Source organism: Streptomyces chiangmaiensis (genome assembly GCF_036281785.1).
In the GTDB taxonomy this organism is placed as follows: Bacteria; Actinomycetota; Actinomycetes; order Streptomycetales; family Streptomycetaceae; genus Streptomyces; species Streptomyces chiangmaiensis.
The window spans coordinates 22,890-48,280 of record NZ_JAYWVC010000039.1 but is presented as its reverse complement, the minus strand read 5'-3'; the positions used below and the strand labels follow the sequence as shown (position 1 = coordinate 48,280).

The 25,391-nt window shown below is 69.7% G+C and carries 29 protein-coding genes; 23 read left to right on the top strand and 6 right to left on the bottom strand.

Annotated features, from left to right (window positions below; genetic code table 11):
* Positions 1–1,349, bottom strand: a 1,349-nt coding sequence (locus VXC91_RS15000; RefSeq protein WP_329507745.1) for an IS1380 family transposase, incomplete at its 3' end; no start/stop codon positions are given.
* 609 nt (positions 1,350–1,958) lie between these two features.
* Between VXC91_RS15000 and VXC91_RS14995 the strand changes: the two genes are divergently transcribed.
* Positions 1,959–2,114, top strand: a complete 156-nt coding sequence (locus VXC91_RS14995) for a hypothetical protein (protein WP_329507744.1) — start codon at positions 1,959–1,961, stop codon at positions 2,112–2,114.
* Positions 2,115–2,455: 341 nt separating this feature from the next.
* On the top strand, positions 2,456–2,782 hold the full coding sequence (gene cutA, locus VXC91_RS14990) for a divalent-cation tolerance protein CutA (RefSeq protein WP_329507743.1): 327 nt from the start codon (positions 2,456–2,458) through the stop codon (positions 2,780–2,782).
* 62 nt (positions 2,783–2,844) lie between these two features.
* On the opposite strand, the gene VXC91_RS14985 is transcribed toward cutA, so the two are convergent.
* The 3 genes from VXC91_RS14985 to VXC91_RS14975 all read right to left on the bottom strand — a co-directional run bounded on the left by VXC91_RS14985 (position 2,845) and on the right by VXC91_RS14975 (position 5,868).
* On the bottom strand, positions 2,845–4,086 hold the full coding sequence (locus VXC91_RS14985) for a helix-turn-helix transcriptional regulator (protein WP_329507742.1): 1,242 nt from the start codon (positions 4,084–4,086) through the stop codon (positions 2,845–2,847).
* Between the two features lie 192 nt (positions 4,087–4,278).
* Positions 4,279–5,442, bottom strand: coding sequence for a helix-turn-helix domain-containing protein (locus VXC91_RS14980; RefSeq protein ID WP_329507741.1), 1,164 nt, complete (start codon positions 5,440–5,442; stop codon positions 4,279–4,281).
* Between the two features lie 6 nt (positions 5,443–5,448).
* Positions 5,449–5,868 (bottom strand): NUDIX hydrolase, encoded by a 420-nt coding sequence (locus tag VXC91_RS14975; protein ID WP_329507740.1) that lies wholly within the window; start codon positions 5,866–5,868, stop codon positions 5,449–5,451.
* A gap of 168 nt (positions 5,869–6,036) precedes the next feature.
* Between VXC91_RS14975 and VXC91_RS14970 the strand changes: the two genes are divergently transcribed.
* Positions 6,037–6,837, top strand: a complete 801-nt coding sequence (locus tag VXC91_RS14970) for a TauD/TfdA family dioxygenase (RefSeq protein ID WP_329507739.1) — start codon at positions 6,037–6,039, stop codon at positions 6,835–6,837.
* A complete protein-coding gene (locus tag VXC91_RS14965; RefSeq protein ID WP_329507738.1) occupies positions 6,834–7,313 on the top strand; it encodes an ATP-binding protein in 480 nt (159 codons plus the stop codon). Before VXC91_RS14970 ends, VXC91_RS14965 begins: the two co-directional genes overlap by 4 nt.
* 299 nt (positions 7,314–7,612) lie before the next feature.
* On the opposite strand, the gene VXC91_RS14960 is transcribed toward VXC91_RS14965, so the two are convergent.
* Both VXC91_RS14960 and VXC91_RS14955 read right to left on the bottom strand, forming a co-directional pair.
* Complete coding sequence (locus VXC91_RS14960) at positions 7,613–8,113, bottom strand: SAM-dependent methyltransferase (protein WP_329507737.1); 501 nt, start codon at positions 8,111–8,113, stop codon at positions 7,613–7,615.
* A gap of 72 nt (positions 8,114–8,185) precedes the next feature.
* Complete coding sequence (locus VXC91_RS14955) at positions 8,186–9,574, bottom strand: tetratricopeptide repeat protein (protein WP_329507736.1); 1,389 nt, start codon at positions 9,572–9,574, stop codon at positions 8,186–8,188.
* Positions 9,575–9,742: 168 nt separating this feature from the next.
* Here VXC91_RS14955 and VXC91_RS14950 point away from each other — a divergent pair, with 168 nt between their 5' ends.
* The 19 genes from VXC91_RS14950 (at position 9,743) to VXC91_RS14860 (ending at position 25,387) form a co-directional block, all read left to right on the top strand.
* Positions 9,743–10,237, top strand: coding sequence for a DUF6415 family natural product biosynthesis protein (locus tag VXC91_RS14950; protein WP_329507735.1), 495 nt, complete (start codon positions 9,743–9,745; stop codon positions 10,235–10,237).
* A 233-nt stretch (positions 10,238–10,470) separates the two neighbouring features.
* Positions 10,471–12,315 (top strand): glycoside hydrolase family 15 protein, encoded by a 1,845-nt coding sequence (locus tag VXC91_RS14945; protein WP_329507734.1) that lies wholly within the window; start codon positions 10,471–10,473, stop codon positions 12,313–12,315.
* A complete protein-coding gene (locus tag VXC91_RS14940) occupies positions 12,315–13,778 on the top strand; it encodes an ATP-binding protein (protein ID WP_329507733.1) in 1,464 nt (487 codons plus the stop codon). Before VXC91_RS14945 ends, VXC91_RS14940 begins: the two co-directional genes overlap by 1 nt.
* Positions 13,775–14,185 (top strand): roadblock/LC7 domain-containing protein, encoded by a 411-nt coding sequence (locus VXC91_RS14935; protein WP_329507732.1) that lies wholly within the window; start codon positions 13,775–13,777, stop codon positions 14,183–14,185. The genes VXC91_RS14940 and VXC91_RS14935 overlap by 4 nt, the downstream gene beginning before the upstream one ends.
* On the top strand, positions 14,182–14,538 hold the full coding sequence (locus VXC91_RS14930) for a DUF742 domain-containing protein (RefSeq protein ID WP_329507731.1): 357 nt from the start codon (positions 14,182–14,184) through the stop codon (positions 14,536–14,538). Before VXC91_RS14935 ends, VXC91_RS14930 begins: the two co-directional genes overlap by 4 nt.
* The gene (locus tag VXC91_RS14925; protein ID WP_329507730.1) at positions 14,516–15,118 is read left to right on the top strand and encodes a GTP-binding protein; all 603 of its coding nucleotides are present in this window, start codon (positions 14,516–14,518) and stop codon (positions 15,116–15,118) included. The genes VXC91_RS14930 and VXC91_RS14925 overlap by 23 nt, the downstream gene beginning before the upstream one ends.
* Positions 15,115–16,293, top strand: a complete 1,179-nt coding sequence (locus tag VXC91_RS14920; RefSeq protein WP_329507729.1) for a cytochrome P450 family protein — start codon at positions 15,115–15,117, stop codon at positions 16,291–16,293. Before VXC91_RS14925 ends, VXC91_RS14920 begins: the two co-directional genes overlap by 4 nt.
* 13 nt (positions 16,294–16,306) lie before the next feature.
* On the top strand, positions 16,307–17,539 hold the full coding sequence (locus tag VXC91_RS14915) for a cytochrome P450 family protein (RefSeq protein WP_329507728.1): 1,233 nt from the start codon (positions 16,307–16,309) through the stop codon (positions 17,537–17,539).
* A 21-nt stretch (positions 17,540–17,560) separates the two neighbouring features.
* A complete protein-coding gene (locus VXC91_RS14910; protein WP_329507727.1) occupies positions 17,561–18,040 on the top strand; it encodes a helix-turn-helix domain-containing protein in 480 nt (159 codons plus the stop codon).
* A complete protein-coding gene (locus tag VXC91_RS14905; protein ID WP_408057389.1) occupies positions 18,037–18,687 on the top strand; it encodes a hypothetical protein in 651 nt (216 codons plus the stop codon). The genes VXC91_RS14910 and VXC91_RS14905 overlap by 4 nt, the downstream gene beginning before the upstream one ends.
* A complete protein-coding gene (locus tag VXC91_RS14900; protein WP_329507726.1) occupies positions 18,684–19,259 on the top strand; it encodes a DUF6624 domain-containing protein in 576 nt (191 codons plus the stop codon). Before VXC91_RS14905 ends, VXC91_RS14900 begins: the two co-directional genes overlap by 4 nt.
* A gap of 77 nt (positions 19,260–19,336) precedes the next feature.
* Positions 19,337–19,747 (top strand): 6-pyruvoyl trahydropterin synthase family protein, encoded by a 411-nt coding sequence (locus tag VXC91_RS14895; protein WP_329507725.1) that lies wholly within the window; start codon positions 19,337–19,339, stop codon positions 19,745–19,747.
* Entirely contained in the window at positions 19,744–20,490 is a 747-nt protein-coding gene (locus VXC91_RS14890) for a 7-carboxy-7-deazaguanine synthase QueE (RefSeq protein ID WP_329507724.1), read from the top strand. The genes VXC91_RS14895 and VXC91_RS14890 overlap by 4 nt, the downstream gene beginning before the upstream one ends.
* Before the next feature lie 46 nt (positions 20,491–20,536).
* Positions 20,537–21,175, top strand: a complete 639-nt coding sequence (folE, locus tag VXC91_RS14885; RefSeq protein WP_329507723.1) for a GTP cyclohydrolase I — start codon at positions 20,537–20,539, stop codon at positions 21,173–21,175.
* A 36-nt stretch (positions 21,176–21,211) separates the two neighbouring features.
* Positions 21,212–21,727, top strand: a complete 516-nt coding sequence (locus VXC91_RS14880; RefSeq protein ID WP_329507722.1) for a phosphoribosyltransferase — start codon at positions 21,212–21,214, stop codon at positions 21,725–21,727.
* Positions 21,717–22,535: a class I SAM-dependent methyltransferase gene (locus VXC91_RS14875; protein WP_329507721.1), complete on the top strand. Its 819-nt coding sequence runs from the start codon at positions 21,717–21,719 to the stop codon at positions 22,533–22,535. Before VXC91_RS14880 ends, VXC91_RS14875 begins: the two co-directional genes overlap by 11 nt.
* Positions 22,532–23,254 carry a dTMP kinase gene (locus VXC91_RS14870; protein WP_329507720.1) on the top strand — a complete coding sequence of 241 codons (723 nt, stop codon included), beginning with the start codon at positions 22,532–22,534 and terminating at the stop codon, positions 23,252–23,254. The genes VXC91_RS14875 and VXC91_RS14870 overlap by 4 nt, the downstream gene beginning before the upstream one ends.
* Entirely contained in the window at positions 23,244–24,278 is a 1,035-nt protein-coding gene (locus VXC91_RS14865; protein ID WP_329507719.1) for a radical SAM protein, read from the top strand. Before VXC91_RS14870 ends, VXC91_RS14865 begins: the two co-directional genes overlap by 11 nt.
* Positions 24,275–25,387 (top strand): DegT/DnrJ/EryC1/StrS family aminotransferase, encoded by a 1,113-nt coding sequence (locus VXC91_RS14860; protein ID WP_329507718.1) that lies wholly within the window; start codon positions 24,275–24,277, stop codon positions 25,385–25,387. The genes VXC91_RS14865 and VXC91_RS14860 overlap by 4 nt, the downstream gene beginning before the upstream one ends.
* Positions 25,388–25,391: the final 4 nt, after the last annotated feature.

Genomic DNA, 25,391 nt, shown 5'->3' with positions numbered 1-25,391 from the left:
CGTTGCAGAGCTTCGGTGATCAGGTCGGTCCAGGGCCAGTGCTTGGCGAGGCGGAGGATGCGGCGCCGTCCGGTGGTGACGAGCTGGGCGGCGGCGCAGAACAGCCGCAGCCTCAGGCGCTTGGGCTCCCACAGTCGGGCGGGGCCGGTCAGGGCCAGCATCGGCATCCAGGCCAGCAGGTCGAGGGCGATCTGGACGATCTCCAGCCAGACCTGGTTCTGCGCGGCGTCGTGCAGGGGCAGGTTGGTAAGGCCGGTGGCGCGGGCGGCGCGGATGCGGTCCTCGGCTCGGGCCCGCTGGCGGTGGCGCAGCTCGAGCGCGGCGATCGCGCTGTCCTTGGTGTTGGTGGCGAACGCCGTCAGGCGCATGCCGTCGGCATCGGTGAAACGCAACTGGGCGCCGGGGTGCGGGCGTTCTTTGCGGATGATCAGCCGCATGCCCTGTGGCCAGCCGTCCAGCACATCTCCGGCGAGCTCGGCGACCCAGGCACCGTCACGGATCTCACCGCCGGGCTCGACGGCCGGCGTCCACGCCGAGGCGGGAACCCGCAGCACCGCCTGGTGGATCTGATCGGTGATGGTCATGCCGACCGAGTACGACAGCCACCGCCCGCGCGCGGTGAGCCAGTCGAGGAATGTGTGGGTACCGCCGGCGGAGTCGGTGCGGATCAGGGTGCGCCGACCGCGCCGGAACTTCCCCGGCAGCTGGGCCAGCGCCAGGCGGGTGGTCTGGACGTGGTCGGTGGCGGTGTTGCTGCCCGCTCTGCCCGGCCGCAGCAGTCCCGCGACGGGCTCTCCGGTGCCGCCGCGTCCGTGGTCGACGAAAGCCATGAGCGGATGATGCCCGTAGGTCTTCTTCCAGGTCCGTGTGGCGTCCTCCTTGTCGGAGTGGGCCAGCACCAGCACGCCGTCGATGTCGACGATCACCTGCCCGCCGGCGTTCGGAGCACCAGGCCCGGCCAACTGCCATATGCGGTCGCGGACTTCGGCCCGTGCGGTGCGGATGGCGGCCAGTGCCCGAGAGCCCGCTGCGGCAAGCGTATCGATGAGGCGGGAGACGGTCGGATCGGAAGCCACCGGCCCGAAGAGGGCCGGTTCGGCCCTCAGCATCACGACATCGGCCAGGCAGTCCCCGCCCAGAGCGGTCGCGAGCGCAAGGTCCAGCAGGATCTTGCCCGGGTCGTGCACCGCCCGCGGCTTGCACCACGGCGCGAGCGCCGCCGACAACGCAGCATCCACGCCGCTCTTGCGGATCGTCTCCACCAGCAGGACCGCCCCGGCCTGCGAGACCACCGCACGGCCGTTGCCCTCAACTCGGACAGGCGGGTACGACCCGCTACGCTTCTTCACCCGGGGAGTGCTTCTTTCTTGGTGACGAACAGGACCTTCGACAAGCCCTATCGTCCCAGCTCAGAGGCACTCCTCGCTTATTTGATCATCCTTCGGACGGCCGCCTTCGTGAAAGCCCGAGGTTAGACCGTGGCACGTCGGCTGGGCTCGGCGGCGCGGGCGAGGTCTGTCTCACCTACTCGCCCGTGGGGGCGCCGGTGGCGGTGAAGGGGATTCACAGTGACCGCCTCGGGCCGGTGACACGGCAGTAGAGGAGCGCAGTCGGCGCGAGGACGCCAACGCGCCGGCTGTCACGGAACGAGATCCCACTCGGGCGGCCGACGGAAGCTCGCTCGAAGTCGAGCAGTACTGGCCCCTCTGGCGTGCGTGCGACGTTGGCGGCCTCCGCGCACTCGGCAGGCCGTGATGCTGGAGCAGGCCGACATCGAGCCCAGCGTGAAGGAAGGTCCTTCGGTGCGCCCGCCCTCGCGTTCATCAAGCAACGCACGGCCAGCGCATCGAGCCGGTATCTGCGCATCCGGGCTGCGTCTGGGCGCGGCGACCCTCACCATTACCCGGAACCGTCCGGCCGAGGCCCATCAGCGCGTCGACCGCGCCAAGCGGCCTCCCGTGGAAGGATTCGACCTGGTCCAGGGCCTGTCGGGGCTGGGGGCGTACCACCTGAGCCGCCAGCCCGAACACGAGGTGACCCGGGTCGTCCTGGCCTGCGTGGTGCACCTGACCGGCCCCTGCTCGATCCGGCCGGACTGCCGCCGTGGCGGATGAGCGTCGCGCCCACTGGCTGACCCCACACCGGCTACCCCGCCGGACACGGGAACTTCGGGCTCTCCCACGGCATCGGCTCCGTCCTATGCGTACTGCCCCTGTCCCTGCTGCGCGACGTGGCAGTGCCGGGAACAGTCGACGCGGTCGAACCGACCTGGGGCCTTGTGAGCGTCACAGGCGCTGCTTCGGGTACGGATTCCCCACCCTCAGTCATGCAGCGATCGTGCCAGCTCAGGCCGTCGCCTGACCTGCTGGCCCCCGCGCACGGCGCGCCGGAGAGGCGGGCGAGTACGAGAGGCGGCTGGGTAGGGTCGTGGTACACGAGCTGGAGAGGTAGTTGCATGACCAACGAGATTGTGATCGCGCAGACAACCATCGACACCGAGGACCAGGCAAGGGAGCTGGCACGGGGTGCGGTTGAGAGCAAGTTGGCAGCGGGCGTTCACATCGACGGGCCGATCACCGCCGTCTACTGGTGGAAGAACGAGGTCGAGACGGCGCGAGAGTGGCGTATCTCGTACATGACGACGACAGACCGTCTCCCGCAGCTGGAGGCGTGGCTGTCCGAGAGGCACCCGTATGACGTCCCCCAGTGGATCACGCTGCCCGTGACCGGCGGGTCGGAGGCGTACCTGTCGTGGGTTGTTGAGGAGACAACGCGGGACTGACGAGCGACGTGTCGCGTGACGGCGCTCGTGTCCTTAGCTCGCCCGTGTACGAGGGGATCGATTCAGGACGCGAACTGCCGCAAGTGATGGGCGAGTTCCCGCTCACTGTCGGGGAGCCAAGCGGCTATTTTCGCGGCGCGTTCCTTGCCCATCGTGTTGGGCTTGGCTTGGGAGGCGGCCGTGAACTGGCGCGACACGTAGACGCCTTGTTCGACGTCGCCTCCGCACAGCAGGGCCGCAGCGAGATCACCGAGGACGACGACGCCGCCATCCGGTAGTTCGTCCCCGAGGCGGTCGACCGCGGTGTCGGCCGTGGCGGTGAGTTCGGATCGACCCAATTGCCCGTACACGGAAAGGGCCAACGAATCCATCCGGTACGGCGTCACGAAGCGGACCCATGCCTGTTCGCTGGTGTGGTCCGCGAAGTCGTACGCGAAGCATGCTCGGTCAAGCGCACGCAGCGCTCCTGTCTCGTCGCCGGCCGCGGCTGATTCCTCCGCGTGCCTTCCGAGGACCCAGGCTGCGGCCGTGGCGTTGCCGTGGCCCCGCACATCCTGGGAAGCCTGGGACAGGAGTTCCAGCTTCCTCTTCGGTGTTGGAGCCCCGTAGCTGGCGTAGGTGAGGGCCAAGGCCCTGAGGGGAGGATGCCCGGCCTTCGCCGCGCACTCAGTCGTGACGTTGTAGTAGGCGCCAGCCTTGTCGTACTCGCCCAGGTCCCAGGCCACCCATCCGGCAAGGGCGGCGGTTTCCCCGGCTGCGATGGTGAGCGGCCGTTCGTGCTCGCCGGCGTGAGGCAGGGCTGCGGTGATCGCGTCAAGGTGGGACTCAACGGTGCTTTGCAGGCGGCGGGCACTGAGATTGAGTTCCTGGACGTGCAGGTCAGCAGCTCGGTTGATGAGCGCGATCGCAGCGGGCGTGTCGATGCGGGAGCCCTTGCTGAGCGCGAAGGCGAGCCGCCCCCAGGGCTCGGCAGCCGCGCTGACGCCGATGGCGGCGCTGCCCAGCAGCTTGCGGCGCTTCACGTCGTCCTGGTCCTCCTCTTCACGGACGTTCCCCCTCCTCCGTCGGGCGCGGGCGGCCTTGGCCTCCCGTAGTAGTTCTTCGAAGGGGACGCCGGAGGCCGCTGCGATGTGGGCGAGTGTGTGGTTCGTAGGGACGTTCTCGAACTTCTCATAGCGGCTGATTTCCCGGCGAGTCATGGTGTCCCGGCCGGAGACAGCGTTGATCGCGTCTGCCTGCTGCTCTTGCGTCCGGCCTGCGTCCGTCCGGAGCCGGAGCAACAGTTCGGCGAACGGATCTGGCATGAGTGTGACCTCTGTCGTGGGCGGAATCCAATCATGGCCCCAATTCCCCCCTGGCTTTCCCCCCTTGACAGATTTTTCCCCCTCTGGATTCCCCTGGTAGACGGCCTCGCAGCGCGGTGCGATGGGCCCATGACCACGTTCCTCAAGTCGGGCAACCGAGGCCAGCCGGTGCTGCTCCGGGACGAGATCAAGTCAGGCGGCCAACTCTTGCCGAATCCGGTCCAGGGCATGGTCCGCGACTTCCCTGATCTCCGGCAGCCGGCGGTGCGCCGCGCGCACGATGCGCTGCAATTGGTGAGGAAGGCGCTGGCGGACCGCTTCCTCGACGGCGGTGTGCAGGGACTGCGCGGCGCCGCCGCAGTCGTCAGCGGCCAGCCGTACCTGGGCCACGGTGATGAGCTCGATCACGCGCCATTGTGGGGCGACCGTGGTCGTCGGTACAGGACTGCCCTGCTCGACCAGTTGTACGGCGATGTCGGTCCTGCCGGTGGCCATCAGCCCTCGAAGTCGGATCTCGTGCAGGGCGTAGGGGTTGAACAACGACGTGTGTTCGGTCTCCTCGAGGAGCCGGTTCGTCTCCTGCATTGCCTCGTCGAACAGAGACTGGTTCCGGAGGGCGCCGGCCGCACGAGCGAGCAGCGGAAGTACGGCTGCTTTCGCCTCGTGGTGCGGTGCGATGGCAGCCGCGTGCTGCAGACGGTCGACAGCGGCTCCGTGGAGGCGAGCCTTGCGCAGCTCGTTGCCGTGCATGCGCAGCACGTAGGAGGTGAAGGCCGGTTCGCCGAAGTAGCGCGCGATGTCGATGCTCTTTGCCGTCCAGCGGGCGGCGGTGCTCAGTCGTTCCTCCGGCAGGACGTTGCCCAGGGCGACGCCAAGGCCGACACGGGCTCGGGCCAGGAGGTGCAATACGTCGCGTTCTGCGTGCCCGTCCTCCATTCGTGCTTCGAGCCGGGCGACCAGGGGCCACAGCTCAGCGACCGCTTCGGAGGCGTGCCCGGACTGTCGGGCGATCTCGGCGAGGCGGACTGTGGACTCGCCGAACTGGAGCATGGCGCGGTGGTCGGTGTCCGCCGGATCGGTGACGCCGACGACGTGCAGGGGCAAACGCAGGGTCTCGGCGATGTGCCGGCGAGAGCCGATGTCTTCGAGGCTCCGTTTGCCCAGTTCGAGGAGCGAGATGTACGTCTTGTCGTAGCCGAGCAGCCGACCGAGTTCGGACTGGTTCATGCCGTGCACGGCGCGGTGGAAGCGCAGGATTGCCCCGAGATCACGGGTGGCGAGGACTGCCTCGGCCTGTGGAGTTGCCCAGTGCCACAGGGTGTGCTGCGAGCGCCGTGCCGCCATCGCGCTGTCCATGGTCGGTCACATCCGTGCGTACCAGGCGGCGATGGACTGCTTGTATCCGTCCGGCATGGTCAGGCCGGGCACTTCGTCGGCGGTGAACATGCCGAGCTGCTTGTGCTCGTGACTCACCAGGGGGGTCTTGTCCGGGGTCAGGACGCTGCAGCCGTAGGTGACGATCACGACTCGCCGCTCCGGCATGGTCACAGGCAGGGGCTGGTAGATCCACACGTCCAGCAGAGGACCGGCCTTGACCGCCCAGCCGGTCTCCTCCTCGATCTCCCTCTCCAATGCCAACTCTGGTGTGCCATCCGAGGGTTCGAGTCGGCCTCCGGGCAGCTCCCACTCCTCGCGTTCGTTCTTCAGCAGCAGTACGCGTCGGTGGCTGTCCACGGCTACGCCTTTAACGGAGACGGGCCAGGTGGGGGGCGTGTACGCCATCGCTCTCCTCGGATTGCACGTACGGCCGGGGGTGGTCGGAACGTAGCACGCGGTCCGTGGCGCGAGCCGGGCGTGGGCGAATTGCCCGAGTCGACAATCTGTCGCTTTACCGCCGGTCCAGCGGCGCCGAACAGTGGGACCAATCCATCGCAGCCAAGGAGATCCGTGATGCGCCGAGTTCATCAGCCGTACGCCGACGTCTTCGTGCGCAACCACGTCGATCTGGCTGTGCCGGGAGCCGAGGAGAAGATCGCAGGGCGGCTGCGGGACACGGGCTTGGTCACTGTCGACGGTCTCGCTTCGCGCACTGCCGTGCTCTCCTTCGCGACCCGGATCATGAATCTGGTGCCGCACCGCGACAGCGACTCGGACGGCCTCACCACTATCCGCGACACCCGCCGCCACACGCACCGGGCGGGATTCGCCGGGTTCGGCAACGGCCCGCTTGATCCGCACACCGAACGCTCCGGCACCCCCAATCCGCCCCGTCTGATGCTCCTCGTGTGCGGACAAGCCGCCGCGGCGGGTGGGGAGTGCCTGCTCACCGACGGGCAGGCCGTGCACGCCGACCTCTTCACCGGCGAGCGAGAAGCCGGGGTCGCACTGGCACAACCGCGCACCGCGTTCTTCGGGGCCGGAGACGGTCATGCCACGCAGGTGTTCACCGTCCACGACGATCTGAGGGTGTCCGTGCGCCTGCGGTTCGACGGGCTGGCGCGCTGGAACCCGATCATTCAGCCCTACCTCCCGCGGCTGCGAGCCGCAGCCGGACGTCATCAGATGCGCCTCGCCCTGGCTCCCGGTCAGGGGTACCTGCTGGACAACGAACGCTGGCTTCACGCGCGACGTGCCTTCACTGGCGATCGGCTCTTCTGGCGCGCCCTTGGGCAGCCCCTGTTTCCTATGCTGCGAGGGTTCACGCCCGCCCCCACCTCCGTCCGTACGCCCATGCTCTCGGAGGCGGGATGATGACGGACCGAGTCCGAACGCTCGCCACGGTAGCGACGACGTCCCCCACGTCTCTCGCCGCAGCCGCTGCGGCCGCAGTCCGGGACCAGGCGGACGAAGGCGGCTTCGAGGTCGACTTCCTCCCAGCTGAGCACCTCATCAGGCAGATGAGGCGGATCACCAGAACCCAGCTGTGCCACTGGGACCTGACCACGCTGAGCGACGACGCCACGCTCGCCGTCTCCGAGTTGGTCACCAACGCCATCAAGCACGGCAAAGGACAACCGGTCGGGCTCAGGGTGCGGCGCTCCCCCTATGAACTGCGCATCGAAGTGACCGACGGCACCCCGAGTCCGGCACGGCTGCGTTCCGCCGACGTGGCCGACGAGAACGGCCGCGGCCTTTTCCTCGTCGCCGCCCTCGCCTGGAAGTGGGGAGTCAGCAAAGACGGCAGGACGACCTGGTGCATGTTCCAGATCCCTGAGGGGAGGGCGTGATGGTTGCAGTGCCGCCAGCGCGCAGATCTGGTGTCGTCTCGCTCTCCCCACGACGGCGTCTGGCTGCCCCTCACCGGCTGCGTGCGGACGGATCGCGCGCGCTCCCTGCTCCCGCTGCCTCCAAGGAAGCCGGACCCGACGGTGAATCCGGTCGCGGGATCCGGCTTGTCCATGCGATCTCAGATACGCGCGAGAGCAGCGCCGAGGAGACGTGGTGTGAGTTCCTCTACGCGAGGGCTCAGACCTCCAGCTGGTCCCCGACCAGCCAAACGACGAGCAGCACAGCTCAGTCACTCCCGTTACGCAGGGCGCTCCGAGGGTCGCTCGCTTGCCTTCGCCCAGTAATTCGGTTCGAGCATCTCGCCAGGCCACGCGGGCTGACGGATCGGGCCCCGAGGCCCCATCTGCTCGAAGTATGGTGCCAGGTCGATCACGGGCGTTCCGTCTACGGCGTCGAGATCGGTGACCAGCAGATCCCGGCCTTCGACATTGAGCAACCGCGGGTAGCTGATCGCCAGTTGGTTGGGGCGCCGGTGGTTGCGGTGGACGAACGTACCGGTCGCCGGCCAGTTCTGGTTTCCCCGTGGGCTGCGTGCGTGGAGCTCGATGTCTTCGGGTCGCGCCAGGTGGAAGCGCCACGTCACTGTCAGGTGGGAGAACTCTTCGATTCCCTGCAGCGTTTCGAGGGGGTACGCGTCGTCGAGCCGGATGATCGATTCGACTCCGCCCTGGTAGTCGTCCTGAACGCGGGTGTGGCCCCCGACGACTGTTGCGATCGACTCGATCTCGTACGTCGGCATCGGCGTTCGTTCCTCTCCCTCGGCGTAGCGTGCGCGGCGGCCTCCGGCCAGCGCCGCGATCCTGCTCTGTGGTCAGCCTATGGTGCGCAGCATGTCCCGTGTCCGGCGGTCCAGTTCGGCGACATGGCGACCGCCGCGGTTCCGGACGGGCGAGAGGTCGCTCTGCATGCGGACGATGACGTCGCGGGCGCGGCCGGACTGGACGCCAGCCATGGCGTCGAGGGCTTGGTTCCAGGTGGCGCACGCCTCGTCGAGGCGTCCCTGCTGAACCTGGACGGCGCCGAGGTAGCCGAGGGTCACGCTGTGGGTGCGGGCGTACTGCTGGCGGCGGCGGGTGGCCACGCTGCGCTGGAAGTGGATCTCTGCGTCCAGTGGCTGGCCCATGTCGCGCAAGGCGCAGGCTGTCTCGTGGGCCAGGGAGGCTTCCTGGAAGAAACTCACGCGGCTCGGAGCGTCGTTGTTGTCGGCGCGGGAGAGGTCTCGCTCTGCGCGGCTGATGGCGGCGAGGGTGCCGGCGCGGTCGCCATCGGCCGCGAGGGCTCGTGCGTGAACGATCGCGAGCAGGGCTTTCTCGCGGTGGCTAGCTTGGCCGTAGCGGTCGCGGGTCATGGAGGCGTCGGCCAGGGCGAGGGCGCGGCGGGGGTGTCCAAGGTCCACGGCTTGGTGCGCGAGGGCGCGCAGGATGTGGCCGCCGAGCGGCTCGTCGCCCGCTTCGGCCGCTATGCGGGCGGCGAGAGTGAGGTAGCGCTGGGCGGTGCGGTGCTCGGAGGCGTCGAAGGCCATCCATCCCGACAGGTAGGTCATCTCCGCCACGGCCGAGTAGGTGTCGCGGCGAAGCTGTTCCGTGCGGAACCTGCTGCCGAGGAGGGGCACCGCTTCGTCGCGAAGGTGGCCAGCGAGGGCCGAGCGTCCCGAGGCTCCACCGCGCTGTTGGTCACGCGCGGAGTAGAAGGTCGTCAGATCGCGGACATCATCGATGTCGGCCTGTGTCACCAGCCGGGAGGAGACTGCTGGGCGCTTCGCCGCCGCGGCAGGAGCGGCTGCCCACCACGAGGCGGTGGGCAAGGCGAGGCCGGCGGCCGAGTACGCGGCGGTCGCCAGCAACTTGCGTCGGTGCATATCGAGGTCGTCGCTTCCCAACTCGGCCAGCACGGTCAGAGTGTCGACGCTCCAGTCGGAACCGCTGTCGGTCTTGCCTGTCGCTTCACCTTCCAGCCCGAGGTCGGCCAGGGTGAGGCGGCGGCCGAGCCTGCGGGACAGCGTCTCGCGAAGGATATGAGGCGCCTGACCGCTCGGCTGCGTGCCCTGCACCCACATGGCGATGTGCGAGCGGGAGATGGCTTCCAGCTCACGCACCCCGCTCTCTGCGGCTACCCGGGCGACCGCTGCGGCTGCTTGCGGCTGGGACCAGCCCGCTTCGCGCAGAAGTGCGGCGAGGGCGACGTTTCGCATTCGGGCCATGGGCTGCCCCTCGGTTCCGAAATGATCTTTGACGCCTTTGACGGCCTCGGGGGCCGCGCAGGCATACCCCCCAGCGGGGATTCACGGTTCGCTCAACGTAGCGACCGGATCACTCACTTTGCACGACGACCCCGGTCAACTTGGCCTGATCTGAACAGGAGTTGTGTCATGCGTCTCTCGCTGGCTCCCCGCCAGGACGCCTGTCAACGCGTCGCGTCCAACAGGAAGGGCCGGGTCGCTGTTGAGGCGGCTGCGCAGCGCGATCAAGCGGTGGCCGCGGCGGAGACAGTGGCGCTCGTGCTGGACGAGGACTCGCCGCTGCCGGAGACCGCTGCTGACGTTGAAGAGCTTGCGATGCGTCTGCGTGGTCACATCGATCGACTCGGTGTCATGGTGCCGAAGGAGGAGCCGGTGCTGCGCCGCGCACAGCAGCTCGGTTCGGCGGCGGTGCCCGACGGCTACATGCCCAGCAGGGTGCATCTGGTCAAACTGGCCGAGGCAGCCCAGGAACTCGTGGCGACCGCGGAGGCCCACGGCACCGACCGTGCGATGCGGCAGCGGGCACGGCGTTGGTGGACGCCGTCGATCAACCTGCTGCGCGGCACAGTTTTCGCGGTCGCCTTCGCCTGTCTTGTCCTGGCTGCGTCGGTGCCCCGGACATGACTGTCACCGGGGCGGTTCTGATCGTCCTGATCCTTGGTCCCACGACATGGCTGGTTCTCCGCGGTGATCGCGCAATCAGTCCGCCGTCGGCGGACGAGGAACCCGCCGCGGCGCGGAGCGAGTCGCCGCCTCACCGGTGACCACCGGAGTTTCGCCTCACCGACAGTTCGCCGGCCGTTTCGACGGCCCTGAAGCCCTCCCCGGATTCGCGGGGTCTAACGGAGATCTTCAAGATGAAACGCCTTCCGCGTATCGAGCATTACGGCCTGATCGGCGATATGCAGACCAGTGCCCACGTCTGCGACGACGGCTCGATCGACTGGCTGTGCCTGCCCCGCTTCGATTCGCCGGCCCCCTTCGCTGCGCTGCTCGGCACGCAGAAGCACGGCGCGTGGCGCATGGCCCCGGCCGCTGCGTACGAGGGGGGAGCGGGCGCGACTGCCGCGCGGCGCTATGTCGGTGAGTCCCTTGTGCTGGAGACGGTCTGGACGACGCCCTCCGGCAGTGCGAAGGTCACCGACTTTATGCCGCCGCGCGACGGGGCACCGCAGGTCATCCGGATCGTGGAGGGAACGGCTGGCCAGATCGCCATGGCTTCCACGCTGCGCGCCCGCCCCGGCTACGGCCGGGTCAGCCCGTGGATCCATGAGCTGGGCGGACGCATGATCGCTGAGGGCGGAGGGGATGCCCTGTGGCTGGACACGTCCACCGGGCAGGTTGAGAAGGACGGCGCGATCGTCAGCTCCTTCACGGTCACCGCCGGCGAGAGCGTCGCCTTCGTGCTGAGCTGGGGGCCCTCCCACGGTGTCGCGCCGGAGATCCCGGATCCCGACGCGGCGCTCGCCGCGACCCTCGCATTCTGGGAGGACTGGACGAGCCAGTGCACCTACGCCGGCCCGCACCGGGAAGCAGTCGTCCGGTCGCTGATCACCCTGAAGGCGATGACGTACGCCCCCAGCGGCGGAATCGTCGCAGCGCCGACCACGTCGCTTCCGGAAGAGATCGGTGGCGACCGGAACTGGGACTACCGCTACACCTGGCTGCGCGACGCCTCCACCACCCTGGGCGCCCTGCTCGGTTCGGGGTACTGGAAGGAGGCCGAGGCGTGGCGGCGGTGGCTGCTGCGGGCCGTGGCCGGAGATCCGGAGAACCTGCAGATCATGTACGGGATCACCGGGGAGCGGGATCTGCCGGAGCGGGAGCTGCGGTGGCTGCCCGGCTACGAGAACTCCGTCCCGGTACGGATCGGCAACGGGGCTGTGGACCAGTTGCAGCTCGACGTGTACGGCTATGTGATCGAGACCCTGTACCTCGCCCACCAAAGCGGGGTGGCCCGTTGTGGCGACACCGCGGTCCTGCACCAGCGGCTGGTCGAGCACCTCGCCGAGCGGTGGCAGACGCCCGACGAGGGAATCTGGGAGATCCGAGGTGAGCGCCGCCACTTCGTGCACTCCAAGGTCATGGCCTGGGCCGCGATCGACCGGACCATCCGCCTGGTCGAAGCCGGCGCCCTGGACGCCGATTTGTTCGCCCTGATTGAACTGCGCGAGGCCATCCACCAGGAGGTGTGCACGCGCGGATTCGACCCGGTCCGCAACACCTTCACCCAGTCCTACGGATCACAGGAGGTCGATGCCGCCCTGCTGCTGATCCCCCGGGTGGGATTCCTGCCGCCCGACGACCCCCGTGTGCTGGGGACGGTGGAGGTAGTACGCCAGCAACTGTCCACCCCGGACGGCCTCGTACGGCGATACCCCACCGCCGGCGACCGCATCGGGCTCGACGGCCTGAACGGTGACGAGGGGACCTTCCTGCTCTGCTCGTTCTGGATGGTCGACGCGCTCGCCCTGACCGGCCGCCTGGACGAAGCCCACGCGCTCTTCGACCGGCTCCTGGCCCTGCGCACCGACCTCGGCCTGCTCGCCGAGGAGTACGACCCCGCCACTGGGCGACAACTGGGCAACTTCCCGCAGGCGTACAGCCACATCGGGGTGATCGGGTCCGCGCTCCTACTGCAGCAGCTCGACGCGGGGGCGCCCGCAGCCGAGGCTGGCGTGCTCTTGGCGGTGGGTGTCTGATGAACGCGACCGCCACCATCATGTTCATCGTGCTCGCCGCTGCGGCCATAGTCGCTGCGGCAGCGGCCTGGGTTACCCATCACCGCTGGCAGAAGACGCGGCGGCAGGCACACCTCCTGGCCCGCGACCAACAGGCCACCGAGGGGGCCCTGCAGAAGCTGGTCGACGAGACGCTGCCCGAGATCCACCGGTCGGGCGGTCGGATCACGGTGCCGGCCCCCGCACCCGAACTGGCCGGCACCGTGATCGGTGAGCAACTGACCAACGTGGTCAAGGGCACCGCCGGAGTCGTCCAGGCGGTGGTCCGCGACATCCAGTACGCGGCGCACCAGGAGATCGAGCAGGCGAAGACGCTCGGGGCGGAGGAGTTGCGGCGTTCGCACACCGCCGCGCAGGAAGAGATCGCGCGTGTCCGTGCCACTGCCGTGCGGTCGACGGAGGCCGCAGTGCGCGGTGTGTCGTCGGCGCTCGTGGGCATGGCCGCTAAGACAAGCCGCAAGGTCAGCGAGGGCGTACGCGAGCACGAGGACGACGCCGCGTTCGAGACGCTGACCGGTATCGACCACACCGTGCAGCAGATGCTGCTGGTCGCCCAGGGCTGGACCATTCTGGCCGGCGGCAAGCTGACCCGGCATTGGCCCACGACGACGCTGACCGATGTGGTGCGAGCCGCGATGGGCTACGTCGAGGACTACCAGCGTGTACAGCCCCAGGAACTCACCGTCGCGGTGAAGACCCGCGTGGTCGGGCCTGTGGTGCACGCCCTCGCACTCCTGCTGGACAACGCGTTGCGCTTCTCGCCACCACAGTCGAGAGTGCACGTGTCCTTCGAACAGGGCCACCACGGAGTCACCGTCTTCGTGGACGACAGCGGCCTGCAGATGACGCCGGAGCAGCTCGACAGCGCCCGGGACATCCTCACCGGGCAGCGCACGGACGACATCACGCAGCTCGGTGCCCGGCCGCAGACCGGGTTCCGAGTCGCCGCCGCCCTCGCGCGCGCCTACGGATTCCGCATCGATGTCCAGGCACCCAACTCCCTGCTGGGCACCCGCGCGCTCCTCACCCTGCCCCAGGAGCTCCTCACCACGGCGCCCCAGGCGTCGCCGGCAATCTCGCAGGCGGCACAGGAGGTTCCTCCAGCTCGTCTCGCGTCCGCCCCTTCCAGCCCGCTCCCTGCGCTCGCCCCGGTTCCGGTAACCACACAGCCCGCGCTCACCCCCGTCCCACCGACGGCCGGGGAGTCCGACCGGGAGCGTTCCGCTGCCCGCACGACCGCCAGCGGACTGACGGTGCGCAGCCGCCGCGCCGCACCCGCCCCCGCTCCCGTTCCCCGCCCCGCCAACGCCGAGCCGGGTCGGGCGAGCGTGATCGCCGCCTGGGCCCGTGGCACCCAGCGCGCCCGCGCCGAGCAAGGCGCCCACGTCCCCGCTGCCGACAACGACCAAGGACACGACGCATGACCGACAAGAACATCGGCTGGCTCCTCGCAAGCCTGGAGGAGACCGCCGGCGTGGAATACGCGGTGCTGGTCGCCGCGGACGGCATGAGCCCGGCCTACACCGACCAGTTGCCGCGCGAGCGCGCCGAGAAGATCTCGGCCATCGCCTCCACTCTGTGGGGAGCATCGCGGGCCTACGACCGGGAGACGAAAGGCGGGGGCGTCCGCCAGTTCGTCATGGAGTCGGTCGACCACATCTCCCTTCTCATCCCGGCTGGCGACAACACCATGCTCGCCGTCCGCACCGACAGCCCTCACGCGGACATCGGTGTGATCAGCGAGGCCGCCCTGCGCCTGGCCGCGAGCGTGGGCGAACAGCTGGGCGTCCAGACACGCATCGCCGACGGCACGGAAGCACCGCTGGCATGAGCAGGCCGCGGCAGGACCCGGATCTGGTCAGGCCCTACGTCCGCACGGGCGGACGTACCCGCCCCAGCAAGGACGTGCGCTTGGAGAGCCTGGTCTTCGCCGCGACCGGCACCCGTCCCGGCCTCCCCCCGGACGCACGGCGCGTGCTTGCCCTGTTCGCACCCGCGCAAGGCGGGGGGCTGGCCGTCGCCGAGATCGCGTCCGCACTCGCCCTCCCGCCCTCGACCACCCGGATTCTCGTCGCCGACCTCATCGGGCACGGACTGATGACCCTCGCCCAGGGCCAGGACGACGACAGGCCCCCGGTCTTACTCATCGAAAGGGTTCTCCATGGACTCCGCGCTCACGCGTGACCGGTTCGTCGCGCGCACGGTGACGGCTACCGCGAAGATCGTGGTCGCCGGAGCCTTCGGCGTGGGCAAGACCACCTTCGTCGGCAGCGTGTCCGAGGTGCCTCCGGTCCACATGGAGGAGACCATCACCGGGGCGAGTGCCCTCGTCGATGATCTGGCCCGCACGCCTGCCAAGTCCACCACCACCGTCGGCGTGGACTTCGGACGCAAGCACCTCAGCGACGACCTCGTGCTCTACCTGTTCGGCACCCCCGGCCAGGCCCGATTCAGCTTCCTCTGGCAGGAGTTGATCATCGGCGCCCTCGGCGCCCTGGTCCTCGTCGACCCCCGCGACCTGGACGCCTCCCACGAAATCCTCGGCCTCCTCGAAGAGAACGGCGTCCCCTACGCCGTCGCGGTCAACCAGTTCGACGGCGCGCCCCGCCACCCGCTCGAAGAAGTCCACGAGGCCCTCGCCCTGGAGGGACACACGCCGCTGACCGTGTGCGATGCCCGCGAGCGAGCGTCCTGCATGCAGGCCCTGATCCAGCTCACCGAATACCTCGCCCGTCTCGCGCACCGTCTGGAGCCCCGACCGTGAGCACCGCGACCCGCCGCATCCCCCTGTACGAACCGGACTTCGCCCAGAATCCGCACGCCGCCTACCAGCGCATGCGGGAGCAGTTCGGCCCTCTGGTCCCCGTGGACCTGGCCCCGGGCGTGCCCGCCACGCTGGTCGTCGGCTATGAGGAGGCCCGCCGCATCCTCGGCGACCCGCAACGCTTCCCCGCCGACCCGCGCCAGTGGCAGACCTCCGTCCCCGACACCTGCCCCGTCCGGCCGATGATGGAGTGGCGTCCCAACGCCTTGCGCTCGGCCGGCGCCGAGCACACCCGCTACCGAGCCGCGAACACCGCCGCCCTCGCCGCTGTCGACCAGCACGCGCTGCGCGACCACGTCGAACTGGTCGCCGATCAGACCATCAACGCCTTCAAGGCCGGCGGCAAGACGGACCTGCTGTCCCAGTACGCCTGGCCCCTCGCGTTCCAGACGCTCAGCCACCTGCTCGGCTGCCCCGACGAGGTCGGCCACCGGATCGCGGACGGAATGGCGAAGATCTTCGACGGGGTCAACGCCTCCATCGGCAACCAGATCATGGCCCAGGCCGTGGCGGACCTCGTCGCCCTGCGCCGCCGAGAGCCCGGCGACGACGTGACCAGCAGGCTCCTCGTCCACGTCGCCCGGCTGGACGACACCGAGATGGGCCAGCAGCTCATCACCCTGTACGGGGCGGGCATCGAACCCCTGACCAACCTGATCACGAACACCCTCCTGGAGATGCTCACCAACAGCGAGTTCTCCGGTGACCTACACGCCGGCGACGCCTCCGTCCGCGAGGCCCTGGACAGCGTCCTCTATCGCGACCCGCCGCTCGCGAACTTCGCGATGACCTACCCGCCCCGCCCGGCCGACATTGGCGGGTACCTGCTGCCCGCCGACCAGCCGGTGGTCATCAGCTATGCCGCCTGCAACAACGACCCCGCCCTGGGAGACCACCGGCCGCTGGGCAACCGAGCCCACCTCGCCTGGGGCGCCGGCCCGCACAGCTGCCCGGCCAGCTCGCACGCCTACCTCATCGCCGAAGCCGCCATCCTCCACATCCTCGACGCCCTGCCCGAGATGGACCTCGACGGCCACCGCGACGACCTCGTCTGGCGCCCCGGCCCCTTCCACCGCTCGCTGGTCGCCCTCCCCGTCACCTTCCCCTCAAGCTGAAAGAGACCCCAAGGTGTCCAAACGGCAGATACTCGTCCTCAACCCCACTGGATCCGACCCCGACGCCGAACACCAGGCCCTGCGCGACCGCGGCCCCGCCACTCTGGTGGACATCCTCGGCGTGCGCGCCTGGTCCGTCTCCGACCCGGCCCTCCTTAAGCAGCTTTTGACCAGCAAGGACGTCTCCAAGGACGGTCGCGCCCACTGGCCGGCCTTCGCCGAGACGGTCCCCACCTGGCCGCTGGCCCTGTGGGTGGCGGTGGAGAACATGTTCACCGCCTACGGCGACAACCACAGCCGCCTGCGCCGTATGGTTGCCCCCGCCCTCTCGGCCCGCCGCACCGCCGCCCTCCAGGCGGACATCGAGACCCTCGTGAACAGCATCCTCGATGACCTCGATGCCCTCCCGGCCGACGAGGTGGCCGACCTGCGCGAGCACCTCGCCTACCCGCTCCCGATCGCAGTCATCGGCAAACTCATGGGCGTCCCCGCCAACCGGCGCACCAAATTCCGCACCGTGGTCGACAACGTGTTCGCCACCCACCTCTCCGCCGAGGAACAAGCCGCGAACACCGCCGCCCTGTACGGCCTGCTGGACGCCCTGATCGAGATCAAACGCACCGAGCCCGGCGAGGACATGACCTCGCTTCTGATCGCCGCCCGCGATGACGAGGGCGACGGCTCCGCCCTCAGCGACGCCGAGCTGCGCGACACGCTCCTGCTGATGATCAGCGCCGGGTACGAGACCACCGCCAACGTCATCGACCAGGCCATCACCACCCTGCTGTCCGAGCCAGAGCAGCTGGCCCACGTCCGGGACGGCCACTGCACCTGGGAGGGCGTGGTCGAGGAAACCCTGCGCCACCAGCCCGCGGTCAAGCACCTTCCCCTGCGCTATGCCCGCACCGACATCGCCCTCCCGGACGGGCAGACGATCAAGGCCGGCGAAGCGATCCTCGCCTCCTACGCCGCCGCCAACCGGCACCCCGACTGGCACGAGGACGCCGACCGCTTCGACGCCACCCGCCCCAGCAAGGAACACCTCGCCTTCGGGCACGGCGTCCACTTCTGCCTCGGCGCCCCACTCGCCCGACTCGAAGTCGCCACCGCCCTGCGCCTGCTCTTCGAACGCTTCCCCGACGCCCAACTCGCCACGGACAGGGCCGCGCTGAAGAGGCTGCCGAGCCTGATCAGCAACGGACACACCGCCGTCCCCGTGCGCCTGCGCCCGACGTCGAACCGCTGACCGATACCGAGGAAGACCACCATGACCGCCCCCGCCCCAACGTCACCCCTCACACCGTCCGAACGGCGCCTCGCCCGGCACGTCGTGGAGGGCCTGAGCGCCCGCGAGATCGCAGCCGCCACGCGGCTGACGGCCAACACCGTCCACTCCACCCTGCGCAACGTGCGCGGGAAATTGCACTGCCCCGAACGCTGCTCCCTTGCCGTCGTCGCGCACCGTCTCCTTGACGCCGGAGAGGTCAGCACGCCCACAACAGACGTGCCCGCACCCGAACTGAGCGCCGAGCAGATCAGCCTGCTGAAAGCCGTCACCGAGCACACTCGGCCCCTCGACATCGCCCGCGCCGCCAAGCTCGCCCCGGCCGACCTGCACGCCGCACTCGACCAACTCCTCGCCGACACCGGGTCGCCGGACACCACTCGCCTGGTCGTCCAGGCCCACGGCTGGAACCTGCTGACCGCCAAGCAGACCAGCATGGTGCAGAGCGGAGTGACCCAGTGAACGCATCCCCCGTTCCCACGGCCGTCGAGCCGTCCACCGCTCCGATGCACCAGCGACCGGCAGCGTTACCGCCCGTGTACGAGATGCGCTCGCTGCGCACGGACGCGGAACGCGCCGAAGCCGCCGCACTCGTCCAGGACCGTCAGCGCTGGCTCACCCTCCGCGGTCTGCCCGTACCCGCCCGCGTCGATGTCCCGGCTCTCTTCCGCGACCCGCAGGCGGAGCCGGCCGGACTGATCGAGGACGGCCGTCTGCTGGCCTGCATGATCCTGCAGCGTGAGCCCGACCTCGGCTGGGGCGGGGGCCCGTGCCTCTTCCTCGGCCATGTCCACACGCTGCCCGTCCGCTCCGACGATACGACTCGTCTGATCACCCTCTGGGCCTCCGACTTCGCTGCCCGCCTCGATCTGCCGCACGTACGAGCCGAAGCTCTCGCGCGCCACCCGCTCGAAGCCGACCCCATCGCCCGCTTCCTGGACCGTCTCACCTACATGGGCTGGGACGTAAACGGCGCCGGAGACGGACAGACCGGCGAACGAGTCGCCCGTCTCGAACTCGCTGCGGAGCACCGGCCTGGACTCGGCGCCCTCGTCGGCTGCAGGGTCCACGAGCCTCGATCCGCCGTGGACGAGCGGAGCATCGCGTGAAAACCGCCGACCCGCTGCGGCCGGACCTCGCTCGCGAGCTGATCACCCTCGCGGAGCAGTCAGCAAAGCGCCAGGCACAACGCGTCCGCAACCAGCTCGACGCCGTCCAACTCGGCCGGGGCCGGCACGGCGACCATGCCAACGCCAAGGTGTTGCGCCGCATCCTGGCCGACCACGACTGGCCCGGCCGTCGTCTCGTCGGCCCCGACGGCGCACGCGCTGCCTGGAGGATCGCCCTCCACTCCGACGACGAACCCGACTTCCAGCGGGCAGCTGCCGTCCTGCTGTTCCGCGCCGTCCAGAGCGACGACGCACGGATCCAGCACTGGGCGCATCTCCACGACCGCGCGCTGATCAACAACGGGCACGACCAGGAATTCGGTACCCAATATCTCCTCGGTGCCAATGGGCTCGAACTGTGCGCCCTGCGCGAGCCGAGCACCCTAGACCAGCGAAGGGCCGGCGTAGGGCTCCCACCAGTGGCCGTCGTTTTGGAGAGGATGCAACACCTTTTCCCGCCCATGCGCCGTGACGGCGACTCCCCGACTGTCGTGCTCGCGGGCGCCGCATGACCGAAGACGGTCCGCCCCAGTCCACATGGGACGCCGGACCGACTGATCCGCCCTGTCCCCAACTCACAAGGACGATCATGGACTTCACCTCCGTTCCGCTGCCGTCCGGCGCCTTCACCATCGGCAAGAGGTTCGACTTCGAGGCCGGCCACCGGCTTCCCGGACTGCCGCCTGAGCACAAGTGCGCCCGCCAGCACGGCCACAGCTACGAGGTCGAGGTGATCCTCTCCGCCCCCTCCTTGGAGGAGCCCGGCTTCGTCACTGACTTCGGCGCGCTTGCCCCGTTCAAGAAGTTCCTGGACACCGAACTGGACCACCGCAACCTGCACGAGATCCTCCCCTTCGAGCCAACCTCGGAGCGCTTGGCCCAGTTCCTGGCTGGCTGGTTCATCCAAAACCTCCAGCCGACGATCCACGGCCGCCTGGTTGCCGTCCTCGTCCGCGAGACCGGGAGCAGCTGGGCCCGCTTCGATGTGGAGGGGCAGTGACCACGCCGGAGCAGATCACCATCGGGGCGGTGCCGAGGAACACCGAGCACCATCTGATCGTCGCGGAGCGCTTCGGCGTCGAGGTGCCGACCTTCCAGGGCGAGGGCCCGAGCTGCGGGCACCCTGCCCTGTTCATCCGCCTGTCCCGGTGCAACCTGACCTGCGCGAAGTGCGACACGAAGTACACCTGGGACTGGTCCCACTTCGACCCCCGCGAGGAGTCGACGAAGCAGTCCGTGGTGGACCTGGTGGCCTGGGCCGTGTCCTCGCCGGTCCAGCTGGTCGTGATCACCGGCGGTGAACCGCTGATCCAACAGTCGCGCCTGGTGCCTCTCGTCCGGGAGCTGCTGGCCGCCGGGAAGCGGGTGGAGTTCGAGACGAACGGCACCATCGCACCGTCTCCCGAACTTGTGGTCCAAGGAGTCCGGTTCAACGTCTCGCCGAAGCTCGCCAGTTTCGGCGAGGTGGAGGCCAAGAGCATCGTGCCCGCCGCGCTGGAGGCGTTCGTGGCATCCGGGCGGGCCGCATTCAAGTTCGTCGCGTCCTCGGTAGCAGACCTCGACCGGGTCGCCGAACTGGCCGACGCGCACCGGTTGGCGCCGGTGTGGGTGATGCCGGAGGGCACCACCACGGAGGCGATCACAGCAACAACTCGGATCCTCGCGGACGCAGTGGCTGCCCGGCACTGGCACTTCACCACCCGGCTGCACGTGCTGGCCTTCGCGGACGCGCGAGGCCGCTGATAAGCACCCCCATTCGATCCCCAGTCCCCGGAAGCGAGAGAAGCCCATGACGACCTCTGTCGCCCGCTCCGAGGCGGCCTTGAGCGCCGCCGTCCCCGCGCCCGGCCGACGCGCCACGGCCATCAACACCAGCCGGGTCGCCGACCTGATCACCCAGCTCATAGTCGAGCTGGGCGAGGACCCCGCCCGCGAAGGGCTGGTCGGTACCCCGGACCGCGTAGCGGCCTGGTGGAGCGCCTTCCTGTCTCCGGACGACGCCTCGACGGCCACCTGCTTCACCGAGTCCCAGCTGAACGGTCAGCTGGTCATCGTGGGCGGCATGAGCGTGTGGTCCCTCTGTGAACACCACATGTTGCCCATGAACCTGCAGGTCACCGCCGGATACGTGCCAGACGGCGAGGTGATGGGCCTGTCGAAGTTCGGGCGCATCGCCCAGCACTTTGCTGGCCAACTCCAGGTCCAGGAACGCTTCACCCGCCAGGTCGCCGAGCACCTCACCGACGTCATCGGACGCGAGGACGTCGCCGTCGCCGTACGCGGTGTGCACCTGTGCATGAGCATGCGCGGCGTGCGGATGGAGGCCGCCCGCACCACCACGGCGCACATGGGGGGCCGGTTCAAAAGCGACCCGATGCTCAACCAGCAGTTCCTCACCTTCGCCGCCGCCCAGTGGAACGCGACTTGATCCCCGACCGGCAAGCAGACCATGAAGGTGAAGCAGATGGCCACGCCGTTGACGCACGCCGCTGACCGGCCCACCTATCTGACGTGGGACGACATCGGCGCCGCAACACAAGCCCTCGCTGAGCAGGTGACGGCCGCCGGGGTGCCGCAGGCCGTAGTGGGCATCGTGCGCGGCGGCATGATCCCGGCCGTGTGGCTCGCCCATCGTCTCGGTATCCGCGACGTGCGGACCGTCGAGGTCACCCACACCACCAGTGACGGCATCAACGCCGCCAAGACCACGCTGCCGACAGCCCGGAACGCCGCGTCGCTCGGCGACCTGATGGGCCTGGACGTGCTGCTCGTCGACGACATCGCTGGCAGCGGCGCAACCCTCGCCTACACGGCGGACATGATCCGCGGCCTCGGCCCTGCCCGGGTGCGCACCGCAGTCCTCACCGTGAACCGGGCCAACTGGGTGCAGGAGGCCGAGCCCCACCGCGTCATCGACTACACCGTTTCGCTGAAGGACACCTGGATCGTTTTCCCCTGGGAGGGACAGCATGGGCGCTGAACAGGACGAGCAGTACCGCACCCGGCCGGGTACGCCGATGATCGGCCCGTACAGCACCAACCAGATGGACGACTTCTACACCGCGCTCAGCCTCGGTGAGGCGAAGCCGTCGGGCCTGATGAACCTGATGCAGCACCTCATCGTCACCGAGCGGTGCGCGGACGGCGCCAGCGTGCTCGACGTGTGCTGCGGGCGCGGGCTGGCCCTGCCGCTGCTGCACCGGTACGCGCCGAAGATCGGCCGCTACGTCGGCCTCGACATCAGCCCGGACAACCTCGCCGAGGCCAGCACACGGCTCGCCGTCCTGCGCCAGAACTACGGCAGCCCGTTCCCCGTCGACTTCGTCGAGTGCGACGTGTCCGACCCGTGGCCGCAGCTGCCGCCGTTCGACGTCGCGCTGTACACCTCGGCGCTGGAGCACCTGCCGTACGAGCTCGGCGTGAAGAGCCTGGCCTCCACGGGGACCGCGCTCGCCCCCGGCGGAGTGCTGTACCTGTCCACGCCGCAGGCGTTCGGGCCGCCGCCGCGCCCGCTTCAGTACCGCGTCCACGTGTACGAGTGGTCTCGCGAGGAGGTCGTCCACGCCGTCGAGGCCGCTGGCCTGGTCGTGGACGACGTGATGGGGCTGTTGCCACCCGAGCCGGACGAGGTGGCCGTCGAGCTCGCCAAGCGGTACGGGACCGACGCGGTCGACTGGTACCGCGACCTGGCCGCCCGGGTGCCGAAGGCACTGCTGGACACGGTGTCTTCCGTGGCGGTGCCCGACCGTGCGACCGAGCTGCTGTTCGTGTGCCGGAGGCCGGCATGACCGCCACCGCGGTTCCCGGGCCCCGCCGCGCCTGGGAGGAACCGGGCCGGCCGCTGTGGGTGAGCGTGGAGGGCATCAACGGGGTCGGGAAGACCACCGCCGTCCGGGCGACGGCCGCGTCCCTCGGCTCGCGGTGCCTGCGGCTGGACGAGCTGACCGACCAGGCCGCCGACACCCTGCCCGGCCAGGTAATCGCCGCCCTAGCCTCGGAAGGGGACGTCTGCCTGCGGACCGGGCACCCGGTCGTGGAGACGTTGGCGCTGCTGGCGCTGAAGTTCCGTGAGGTCGAGCGCCTCACCCCCGAGCTGCTGGACGGCGTGGGCGTGATCGTCGAGGACCGCGGCGTGGACAGCGTGGCTGTGTGCCAGGGGGCGATCCTGCACGCCGAGCACCGGGCCACGCCCGCCCGGACGGTGGCTGAACAGATCCTGGCCACCGCCCGCCAGTGGCGGTCGATGCCGGACGCCACACTCCTGCTGACCGGCGACCGCGAGGTGTGCACGGCCCGGTTCGCCGCCCGGATCGGCCGCACCCTCCCGGCAAGCGCACTGGAGGTGATCGAGCAGACCGACCAGTTATACCGGGAGCTGGCCGCCGCCGAGCCCGACCGCTTCACCGTGCTCGACGTGACCGGGCACGGCCCGGAGGAGACCGGCAAGGCCGTCGAGGACGCCGTCCGCGCCCTCGTGGCGCACCGGGAGGTCGACCATGCCTCGTGACATCACCCTGCTGTGGGCCCTGCGCTCCCCCTGCAGCTTCGGCTGCCCGCACTGTTACTTCGGGGAACTGGACGAGCACAAGAAGGCCCTCCCCGAGGGCCTGGGCATGCTGTCCCACATCCCCGTACGCGACCTCGACCGCACCGTCATGGAGGCGTTCGCGCAGACCCTGGCCAGCTCGCCGGTCGAACGGGTCATCCTCGCCGGCGGCGAGCCGCTGGACTGGCTGCCCACCCTCAGCCTGATCAAGACGATCAAGGAAGCCGGATGCCAGGTCGTCGTCGCGACCAACGGCGTGCCGCTCACCCGGCCCGGCATCGCCCGGCGACTCGTCGAGCTCGGGGTCGACGGAGTCTCGGTATCCCTCGACAGCGCGGACGCGGCCACCAACGACCGGCTGCGGCCCTCCCGGTCCGGCCGGGTCGGCCACCGCGAGGTCCTGGCCGGCATCCGCACCCTGCTGGACGAGCGAGGCTCCGGGCCGGGCCCCCGGGTCGGCATCTACACCGTGGTCATGCGCGACCGCCCCCAGGAGATCACCGACGTCGCCCGACTAGCCTCCGCAGTCGGCGTCGACTACTACGTCCCGCAGCCCATCTCCCTCCCGCCCGACCACAAGCTCTTCGCCGAGCGGTGCCACACCCCCGAGGACGTCCCCGCGGTCGAGGACCAACTGCGCCACCTCCAGGAGGACCCCCGCGGGCTCACGCTCCCTGACCCCGCCTACATGCGGCAGTTCGTCGCCTCGATCGCCACCCAGGACAGCGGCCGGGTCGCGGACTGCTTCGGCGGGGCCCAGCTGTTCTTCATTCAGCCCGACGGCTCGCTGTGGGACTGCCCGTCCGACCGGCGGATCGCCGCCACACCGCCCGGCGAGCAGCGCACCATCGTCGGCGCCGACGCGCGGACCTTGTTCGCCGGCCGTCCGGCGTGCACGGACTGCCCCCACTTCTCCCGGGACTGCGTGAACATGGGACCACTCGTGCTCGGCATGCCCCGCCTCCTCGCCCGGGAGGCACCGTGACCGGCCTGCCACCGCTCTTCCCGGCGGAGGGTCTCGGCGAGGGCATGCTGGTCGCGCTGGCCAGCATGCCCAACCCCGCCGGCGACGCGTTCACTGCCCGGTTCGAACAGGACCTCACGCAGGCGTTCGCCAGCTGTCATGCGGTCGCGGTGTCCTCCGGCACGACGGCGCTGCACGCCGCGTTGTCCGCGGTCGGTGTCGGGCCAGGCGACGAGGTCCTGGTGCCGGCCCTCACCGTCGTCATGACCGCCGCACCGGTCGTACAGCTCGGCGCCACCCCTGTGTTCGTCGACAGTGACCCCGACACCCTCGACCTGGACTACGCCGACGCCGCCGCCAAGGTCACGGCCCGGACCAAGGCGATCGTCCCGGTGCACCTGTGGGGCAGGATGGGCGACCCGGCCAGCCTGCGAGCCTTCGCCGCCGAGCGGGGGCTCACCATCGTCGAGGACGCCGCCCAAGCCGCGGGGACGTCGCGCGCCGGCGTCACGGCTGGAACGGTCGGCGCGGCTGGGTGCTTCAGCATGAAGGACGGCAAGATCCTTTGGAGTGGTGAGGGCGGCTTCGTCCTGACCGACGACCCTGCTCTAGCCGCCCACGCCCGGGCCTTCCGCAGCCACTGGCTCCAGCCCCCGCCCGGTAGCCGACCCCAGGAACGGCTCGCGCTCAACGGCCGCCTGGCCGAGCCGCTCGCTGCGCTCGCCCAGGCCAACCTGCGCAGATTCCAGGCCCTGCTCAAGCGCCGCCGCGCCCAGACCACCTACCTGCTCCACGCCCTGGAGGGCGCCCCCGGTCTCACACCTCTCCAGCCGGCGACGGACGAGACGTGGAACCACTACGCCCCGCTCCTGCACATCGGCCTGCCGAATCCCAGGGCCTTCGCCGAGTACCTCGCCCAGCTGGGAGTGCCGAGCTCCACCGGCGCTTTCCGCCTGGTGCCGTGCGACACCCGGCCCATGTTCGCCAGCGGCGACCGAACACCGTGCCGCGGTGCCGCCCAGATCCTGGACCGCACCCTCGCTCTCGTACTCACCGAGCGCGACGACGAAGCGGTGTTCGACCGCTACGCCGCCGTCATCACCCGGGAGGCCGTCGCATGGCGCGAGTGACCAA

Coding starts and splice junctions, on each gene's coding strand:
- cutA (WP_329507743.1), top strand. CDS start 2,456: ATGACCAACGAGATTGTGATCGCGCAGACAACCATCGACACCGAGGAC.
- VXC91_RS14985 (WP_329507742.1), bottom strand. CDS start 4,086: ATGCCAGATCCGTTCGCCGAACTGTTGCTCCGGCTCCGGACGGACGCA.
- VXC91_RS14980 (WP_329507741.1), bottom strand. CDS start 5,442: ATGGACAGCGCGATGGCGGCACGGCGCTCGCAGCACACCCTGTGGCAC.
- VXC91_RS14975 (WP_329507740.1), bottom strand. CDS start 5,868: ATGGCGTACACGCCCCCCACCTGGCCCGTCTCCGTTAAAGGCGTAGCC.
- VXC91_RS14970 (WP_329507739.1), top strand. CDS start 6,037: ATGCGCCGAGTTCATCAGCCGTACGCCGACGTCTTCGTGCGCAACCAC.
- VXC91_RS14965 (WP_329507738.1), top strand. CDS start 6,834: ATGATGACGGACCGAGTCCGAACGCTCGCCACGGTAGCGACGACGTCC.
- VXC91_RS14960 (WP_329507737.1), bottom strand. CDS start 8,113: ATGCCGACGTACGAGATCGAGTCGATCGCAACAGTCGTCGGGGGCCAC.
- VXC91_RS14955 (WP_329507736.1), bottom strand. CDS start 9,574: ATGGCCCGAATGCGAAACGTCGCCCTCGCCGCACTTCTGCGCGAAGCG.
- VXC91_RS14950 (WP_329507735.1), top strand. CDS start 9,743: ATGCGTCTCTCGCTGGCTCCCCGCCAGGACGCCTGTCAACGCGTCGCG.
- VXC91_RS14945 (WP_329507734.1), top strand. CDS start 10,471: ATGAAACGCCTTCCGCGTATCGAGCATTACGGCCTGATCGGCGATATG.
- VXC91_RS14940 (WP_329507733.1), top strand. CDS start 12,315: ATGAACGCGACCGCCACCATCATGTTCATCGTGCTCGCCGCTGCGGCC.
- VXC91_RS14935 (WP_329507732.1), top strand. CDS start 13,775: ATGACCGACAAGAACATCGGCTGGCTCCTCGCAAGCCTGGAGGAGACC.
- VXC91_RS14930 (WP_329507731.1), top strand. CDS start 14,182: ATGAGCAGGCCGCGGCAGGACCCGGATCTGGTCAGGCCCTACGTCCGC.
- VXC91_RS14925 (WP_329507730.1), top strand. CDS start 14,516: ATGGACTCCGCGCTCACGCGTGACCGGTTCGTCGCGCGCACGGTGACG.
- VXC91_RS14910 (WP_329507727.1), top strand. CDS start 17,561: ATGACCGCCCCCGCCCCAACGTCACCCCTCACACCGTCCGAACGGCGC.
- VXC91_RS14895 (WP_329507725.1), top strand. CDS start 19,337: ATGGACTTCACCTCCGTTCCGCTGCCGTCCGGCGCCTTCACCATCGGC.
- folE (WP_329507723.1), top strand. CDS start 20,537: ATGACGACCTCTGTCGCCCGCTCCGAGGCGGCCTTGAGCGCCGCCGTC.
- VXC91_RS14880 (WP_329507722.1), top strand. CDS start 21,212: ATGGCCACGCCGTTGACGCACGCCGCTGACCGGCCCACCTATCTGACG.
- VXC91_RS14875 (WP_329507721.1), top strand. CDS start 21,717: ATGGGCGCTGAACAGGACGAGCAGTACCGCACCCGGCCGGGTACGCCG.
- VXC91_RS14870 (WP_329507720.1), top strand. CDS start 22,532: ATGACCGCCACCGCGGTTCCCGGGCCCCGCCGCGCCTGGGAGGAACCG.
- VXC91_RS14865 (WP_329507719.1), top strand. CDS start 23,244: ATGCCTCGTGACATCACCCTGCTGTGGGCCCTGCGCTCCCCCTGCAGC.